General features: G+C 65.2%; 6 protein-coding genes. 1 reads left to right on the forward strand and 5 read right to left on the reverse strand.

Going from position 1 to position 6,887, the window contains the following annotated elements; genetic code table 11:
- The 5 genes from JHD07_RS28510 to JHD07_RS28530 form a co-directional block, all read right to left on the reverse strand.
- Positions 1–305: tripartite tricarboxylate transporter permease (locus JHD07_RS28510; protein WP_291628247.1), on the reverse strand; the 305-nt coding region annotated here is incomplete at its 3' end.
- Between the two features lie 11 nt (positions 306–316).
- On the reverse strand, positions 317–859 hold the full coding sequence (locus tag JHD07_RS28515) for a tripartite tricarboxylate transporter TctB family protein (protein WP_291628250.1): 543 nt from the start codon (positions 857–859) through the stop codon (positions 317–319).
- A 196-nt stretch (positions 860–1,055) separates the two neighbouring features.
- Positions 1,056–2,042 (reverse strand): tripartite tricarboxylate transporter substrate-binding protein, encoded by a 987-nt coding sequence (locus JHD07_RS28520; protein ID WP_291628253.1) that lies wholly within the window; start codon positions 2,040–2,042, stop codon positions 1,056–1,058.
- Positions 2,043–2,184: 142 nt separating this feature from the next.
- The gene (locus JHD07_RS28525; protein WP_291628255.1) at positions 2,185–2,982 is read right to left on the reverse strand and encodes an enoyl-CoA hydratase/isomerase family protein; all 798 of its coding nucleotides are present in this window, start codon (positions 2,980–2,982) and stop codon (positions 2,185–2,187) included.
- A gap of 62 nt (positions 2,983–3,044) precedes the next feature.
- Positions 3,045–4,244, reverse strand: coding sequence for an aminotransferase class V-fold PLP-dependent enzyme (locus JHD07_RS28530; RefSeq protein ID WP_291628256.1), 1,200 nt, complete (start codon positions 4,242–4,244; stop codon positions 3,045–3,047).
- 205 nt (positions 4,245–4,449) lie between these two features.
- On the opposite strand from JHD07_RS28530, the gene JHD07_RS28535 reads away from it, so the two are divergent.
- Positions 4,450–6,887 (forward strand): FAD-linked oxidase C-terminal domain-containing protein (locus tag JHD07_RS28535; RefSeq protein ID WP_291628258.1); only part of this gene is annotated, 2,438 nt, incomplete at its 3' end.

The following is a 6,887-nucleotide window of genomic DNA, read 5'->3' on the forward strand; positions in this document are numbered from 1 at the left end:
TGCGCCATCGGATAGCCGTCGAAGGTGGTCGCGACCGACCAGGCTTCGCCCGGAATGTTGAACAGGATCGAGGTGATGGCGCCGCCGAACAGCGCGCCCCAATAGATGCAGGACAGCATCACGATCGCCGAGGTCGGGTCCATCGTGAAGGTGAGCGGCAACAGGATCGCAACGCCGTTGGGACCGCCGAGCCCGGGCAGCACGCCGACGAAGATGCCGAGCACCAGCCCGACCATCATCAGGACGAGCGTCTTCCACGTCAGCAGGACGGCAAAGCCGTGGAGCAGGAGACCGAGAGCTTCCATCGCGTGCCCGCCTAGCGACCGAGGGCCGCTTCGAGCGGCCCTTTCGGCATGATGACGTCGAAGGCGACGTCGAAAGTAACGAACATGACCGCAGTGAACACGACGGCGGTCAGCAGCGACTTCCACAACGCGATCTTGCCGACCAGCCGCACGAAGCCGGAGATCAGAAGGAAGCTCGCAACATAGAGACCGAGGAACTGGGTCGCCAGGCAGAACAGCAGCGTCGGCACGAACACCGCCAGCACGCGGCGGCCCTGCGCGCGCGTGACGAAGTTCTGGCGCGCGGTGCGGTGCGAGACGAGCGTCGCGATCAGGCCGTAGAGGCTTCCGCCGCCGAGGATGATGGAGAGATAGAACGGGAAATAACCGGGCTCGGGCCCGGTCGAATCCCAGGACGCGCCGGTGCGCCAATTGTCGTAGCCGAGCGTGACGGCGAGCGCGAGCAGGAGCAGGCAGACGGCGATCTCGACCGTGCCGGAGGAGACGACGGAGGGGGAGTCCTCCTCGGGCGCAGTCGGATCCTCGACGATGATTTCGATATCGGATTGGGACATGGGCTGCTGTGGCCAATTCCCTCTCTCCCGCTTGCGGGGCCGCGACGAGCTACGCTCGCGCTGAGAGGATTAGGGTGAGGGGAGTCTCCGCAGGAACGGTGAAAGTCGGACTCGCGGAGAGTCCCCCCTCACCCGGATCGCATCTTCGATGCGATCCGACCTCTCCCCGCAAGCGGGGCGAGGTGAAGAAGACCGATTACTTCGCGACGAAGCCGGCTTCCGACATCAGCGACTTGTTCAGCGCATCGTCTTCCTCGAGGAACTTCACCATGTCCTTGCCGGTGAGGAAGATCGGCTTCAGCGCCTGCTTCTCCATGTACTCCTTGTACTCGGAGGTCTGCGTCACCTTGTGGAAGAGATCGACGTAGAACGCCTGCTGCTCGGCCGTGACCTTGCCCGGCAGGAACATCGCGCGCAGCATCAGATACTGCACGTCGACGCCTTCCTCCTTGCAGGTCGGGATGTCAGCCCAGGACTGCGTCTCCGTCACCTTGGTCGTGTAGGAGATGCGTTCCTTGTCGAACACGCAAAGCGGACGCACCTGGCCGGCGCGCCAGACTTCCAGATTTTCCGAGGGGTTGTTGACGTTGGCTTCGGTGTGGTTGCCGACCAGCTGGGTCGCGGCCTCGCCGCCGGACTTGTAGGGCAGATAGGAGAATTTCGCACCGGTCTTCTGCTCCAGGAACACGGTCAGGACGTGATCCTCGCGCTTGGAGCCGGTGCCGCCCATCTTGAAGGGCGAGCTTGCCGCCTTTGCGGCCGCGACGAACTCCTTCACCGTCTTCGGTCCTGCGCTGTTGTCCCACAGCACGAACTGGTCGAGCGCAACGACCGAGACCGGGGTCAGATCACGCCAGTTGAACGGAATCTTGGCCGACAGCGGCAGCATGTAAATCAGCGAATAGGCGATCAGCACCTTGTTCGGATCGCCCTCGCTGGACTTCATGTACATCAGCGCTTCCGCACCCGAGGCGCCGCCCTTGAGCGAGACGACCATCGGCTGCTTCATCAGATTGTTCTTCTGGATCGCGGCCTGCATCATCCGCGCCATCTGGTCGGAGGCACCGCCCGCGCCCGCCGCCACCACGATCTCGACCGGCTTGGTGGGCTCCCAGCCGGCAAAAGCCGGCGTGCTCAACAACAGCGCCGTCGCAGCACCGACGGCCTTGACTGAAATTCGCACGAGTTTCGTCCCCTGATGTTTTTTGAGTTGTAGTGCGGAAGAACTCTATCCCTGCATAGTGCGGACTAAAGCCGACGAGTGCAAGCAGCCCGGCAAATCGGCGCCTATGACTTTCGGCGGACGACGCCGACGGCTCATGTGCTTACTTGCCCTTCCAGACAGGCGCGCGCTTGTTGAGGAAGGCGTCCATGCCCTCGCGGAAATCTTCGCTCATATAGGCCTTCAGGATCAGATCTTCGCCCTCCTCGCGCGAGAGCGTGCGGCGGATGCGGCGCACCGCTTCCTTGGTCGCTTCCAGCGTGAGCGGCGCGTGGCTGGCGACGAGCCTTGCGGTTTCATCAGCGCGGCGCTGCAGCGTCTCCACATCGGGCACGATTTCGTTGAGCAGGCCGAGCGCCAGCGCCTCCTGCGCCTCGACCAGGCGCGCCTTGAAGATCATATCCTTGGTGCGGGCAGGTCCAATCAACGCGACAACGCGGCTGATGTTCGACATCGACAGGCAGTTGCCGAGTGTGCGCGCGATCGGAAAACCCATCCGCGTCGTCTCGGTGCCGATGCGAAGATCGCAGCAGGCCGCGATTCCGGCGCCGCCGCCGGTGCAAGCGCCCGCGATGGCCGCGATCACCGGCACGCGGCACTGCTCGAGCGTGCCGAGCACGCGATCGATCCGGGCCTCGTAGTCGAGCGCATCCTGCGCGGTCTTGAAGGCGCGGAATTGGGAGATGTCGGTGCCGGAGGCGAACGCCTTGTCGCCGGCACCGGTCAGGATCAGCGCCTTGATGGAGCGATCGGCGTTGATCTCCAGGCAGATCTCCGCCATGCGGTCGTACATGGCGAAGGTCATGGCGTTGCGCGCCTGCGGGCGGTTGAAGGTGATCCGCGCGATGCCGTCCGTCACGGAGTAGAGCAGGTCTTCGTTGGTCGTCGTCGGTGCGTTCATCGCGCGCTCTCTTCTTCAGTGCGTTGGCTCAGGTCAGCTGAATCTCTAGGCCACCTGAATCTCTAGGCAACTTGGGCTTTGGCCATCGGCACCGCGTCACGTCCCTTCAGGACGTCCATGGCCGCGAGCACGCCGCCGCTTCGGTGCGGGATCTTTGCAAGGTCCAGGCCCATCTCGACGCCGGCGAGCGTGCCCATCAGCATCAGATCGTTGAAATGGCCGATATGGCCGATGCGGAATACCTTGCCCTTGACCTTGTTCAGGCCGGTCCCGAGCGACATGTCGAAGTTCTCCAGCACAACCTTGCGGAAGGCGTCGGCGTCGTGTCCTTCGGGCACGCGCACGCCGGTCAGCGCCGGCGAATGCGCGGCGGGATCGGCGCACTGCGTCTCCAGGCCCCAGACCTTGGCCGCGGCACGCGTCGCGGCGCTGTGGCGCTTGTGGCGGGACCAGACATTCTCCAGCCCCTCCTCTTCCAGCATCTTCACGGCTTCGCGCAGGCCATAGAGCAGATTGGTCGCGGGCGTATAGGGGAAGGTGCCGAGCTTGTTGAAGTTGATCACCTCCTGCCAATCCCAGTAGGAACGCATGCCCGGGTTGGCCTTGGCCACGGCAAGCGCCTTCTCGGAGACCGCGTTGAAGCCGAGGCCCGGCGGCAGCATCAGGCCCTTCTGCGAGCCGGCGACGGAGACGTCGATGCCCCACGCATCGTGCTCATACTCCATCGAGCCGAGGCCGGAGATGGTGTCGACCATCAGCAGCGCCGGATGCTTGAGCCGATCGAGCAATTTGCGCACGTCCAGCGGCGGGGTCACGCAGCCGGTCGAGGTCTCGTTATGGACGACGCAGACCGCCTTGATGGCGTGCTGCTTGTCGGCGGCGAGGCGCGTCTCGATCTCGGCGAGGTCGGCGCCGTGGCGCCAATCGCCCGGGATGAAATCGACGTCGAGCTTGAACTTGGCCGCGATGCCGCGCCACAGCACGGCGAACTGGCCGGTCTCGCACATCAGGACCTTGTCGCCGGGTGCGAACACGTTGACCATCGCCGCTTCCCAGGCGCCGGTGCCGGACGAGGGGAAGATGATCACGGGCTGCTTGGTGCGGAACACGCGCTGCATTGCGGCAAGGACGGCAAAACCAAGCTCGGCGAACTCCGGACCGCGATGGTCCAGCGTCGGCATGTCCATCGCCCGCAGCACCCGGTCGGGCACGTTGGTCGGTCCTGGAATCTGTAGGAAATGCCTTCCAGTGTGCACGGTCATCGGCGTCCTTCCCGGTCTTTGAAGCTGTCTTGGCTCGAGCGTCCGTGGGCCCGCATTGAGGGCTCCCGCAAGCCGCTCGCATATCACTATTCGCCGGGCTTGTCCCTCGCGCGGCGAGGTCCGTCAATGCACAAGAAGCAGGGCTCGCTTGCCAAGGGCCGTGACGGGATGCAAGACGGTGCCGGCGGGCAGGCGAAAGCGCACCATGGCGGCGGAAGTGGCTGGAACATCATCGGAATCGGTCCCCTCGGACCGCCTGGCGGCGCGTCTGGCCCGGGAAATGACCGGCGACGTCCTGTTCGACCGCTTCAGCCGCGGCCGCTACGCCACCGACGCCTCGTTCTACCAGATCATGCCCGCGGGCGTGGTGGTGCCCCGGACCATGGACGAAGCGCTGCGGGCGCTGGCGATCGCCCGCGACGAAGGGGTCAAGGTCACGCCGCGCGGCGGCGGCACCTCGCAGTGCGGCCAGACCGTCAATGACGGCCTGGTGGTCGATCTCTCCAAGCATCTGAACAAGGTCTTGTCGCTCGATCTCGCGGGCCGCACCTGCGTGGTCGAGCCCGGCATCGTGCTCGACGACCTCAACCGTCAGCTGAAAAAGCACGGCCTGTGGTTTCCGGTCGACGTCTCGACGGCCTCGCGCGCCACCATCGGCGGCATGGCCGGCAACAATTCCTGCGGCGGCCGCAGCCTGCGCTACGGCACCATGCGCGACAACACGCTGGCGATGGAGGCGAGCCTCGCCGACGGCACGCTGAGCCGTTTCGGCGAGGTCTCGCACGATCTTTCCGATGTCGGGTCCGATGACAGCGCGCGCGCCCTGTTCCGCGACATGCTCGATCTCGGGGCGCGCGAGGCCGAGGAGATCGCGGCGCGCTTTCCAAAAGTGCAGCGCCGCGTCGGCGGCTACAATCTCGATGCGCTGGTACCGCGCAATGCGCCGAACAACATGGCGCATCTGCTCGTCGGCTCCGAGGGTACGCTGGCCTTCACCACCAAGGTCGAGCTGAAGCTGTGGCCTGTGATCCGCAACAAGGCGCTCGGCGTCTGCCATTTCGGCAGCTTCTACGAGGCGATGGATGCGGCCCAGCACCTGGTCAAGCTGAAGCCGATCGCGGTCGAGCTGGTCGACCGCACCATGATCGCGCTCGGCCGCGATATTGCGATGTTCAAGCCGATCATCAATGCGGCGATCAAGGGCGATCCGGATGCCGTGCTGGTGGTCGAGTTTGCCGAGGAGGACCAGGCGGACAACCTAGTGCGCCTGAAGCAGCTCGGCGAGCTGATGGGCGATCTCGGCTTCGGCTGGACCAACGATCAGCGCAAATGGGGCGGCGTGGTGGAGATCACCGAGCCGGCGCTGCAGAGCGGCATTGCGGACTTCCGCGCCGCCGGGCTCAACGTCATGATGTCGATGAAGCAGGAGGGCAAGCCGGTTTCCTTCGTCGAGGACTGCGCGGTACCGCTGCCGCACCTCGCCGACTACACGGCGCGCCTGAACGAGGTGTTCGCCAGGCACGGCACCAGCGGCACGATGTACGCGCACGCCTCCGAGGGCTGCCTGCATGTGAGGCCGGTGCTGAACTTGAAGCTGGAGAAGGACGTCAAGGCGATGCGCGCCATCGCCGAGGAAGCGTTTGCGCTGGTCCGCGAATACAAGGGTTCGCATTCCGGCGAGCACGGCGACGGGCTGGTGCGGTCGGAATTTCACGAGACGATGTTCGGCGAGCGCCTCGTCGCCGACTTCAGGGAGGTGAAGCAGCGGTTCGATCCCGCCGGCGTGCTCAATCCCGGCAAGATCGTCGATGCGCCCAGGATGGACGACCGCTCGCTGTTCCGCTTCAAGCCGGGCTATCGCGTCACTGAATTGAAAATGAAACTCGACTGGTCGGCCTATCCGGGCGCGGGCGGCGGTTTCCAGGGCGCGGTCGAGATGTGCAACAACAACGGCGCCTGCCGCAAGCTCGAGGGCGGCGTGATGTGCCCGTCCTATCGCACCACGCGCGACGAGAGGGACGTCACGCGCGGTCGCGCCAACACGCTGCGCCTCGCGATCTCCGGCCAGCTCGGCGCCGACGCGCTCGCCTCCGACGAGATGATGGAGACGCTGAAACTCTGCGTCTCCTGCAAGGCCTGCCGCCACGAATGCCCCACCGGCGTCGACATGGCCAAGATGAAGATCGAGGTGTTGGCGGCACGTGCCGCGAGCCACGGCCTGACGCTGCGGGATCGGCTGGTCGGCTATCTGCCGCGCTATGCCAACCTCGCCTCGCGCCTGGCGCCGCTCGCCAATTTACGCAACCGCACCCCGTTGCTGCGGAAGCTGCTGGAGCGCTTTGCTGGCATCAGCGCGCGCCGGGCGCTGCCCGCGTTCCGCAGCGACGTGTTCGTGCCGCCGGCAGAGGTGGTCGGCTCCGAGGGCGGCCGCGAGGTCGTGCTGTTCGCCGATACTTTCAACCGGATCTACGAGCGCGAGAATCTCGACGCGGCGCTACGCGTTCTGGTGGCCGGCGGCTATCGCCAAAAGCCTGGTTGCACCCGCGCCTCGAACCACCCTTCCCGGACATCGAACAAGCGCCCTTGGACACCAAGCTTTCGTAAACTTGAGTCGGCGATCTATGGATGTGGCTACAACTCATG

Origin of the sequence: Bradyrhizobium sp. (assembly GCF_016462955.1) — a bacterium.
GTDB lineage: Bacteria > Pseudomonadota > Alphaproteobacteria > Rhizobiales > Xanthobacteraceae > Bradyrhizobium.

Bases quoted from the DNA above. Each gene is read 5' to 3' on its own strand.
- JHD07_RS28525 (WP_291628255.1), bottom strand. From the start codon at position 2,982: ATGAACGCACCGACGACGACCAACGAAGACCTGCTCTACTCCGTGACG.
- JHD07_RS28515 (WP_291628250.1), bottom strand. From the start codon at position 859: ATGTCCCAATCCGATATCGAAATCATCGTCGAGGATCCGACTGCGCCC.
- JHD07_RS28530 (WP_291628256.1), bottom strand. From the start codon at position 4,244: ATGACCGTGCACACTGGAAGGCATTTCCTACAGATTCCAGGACCGACC.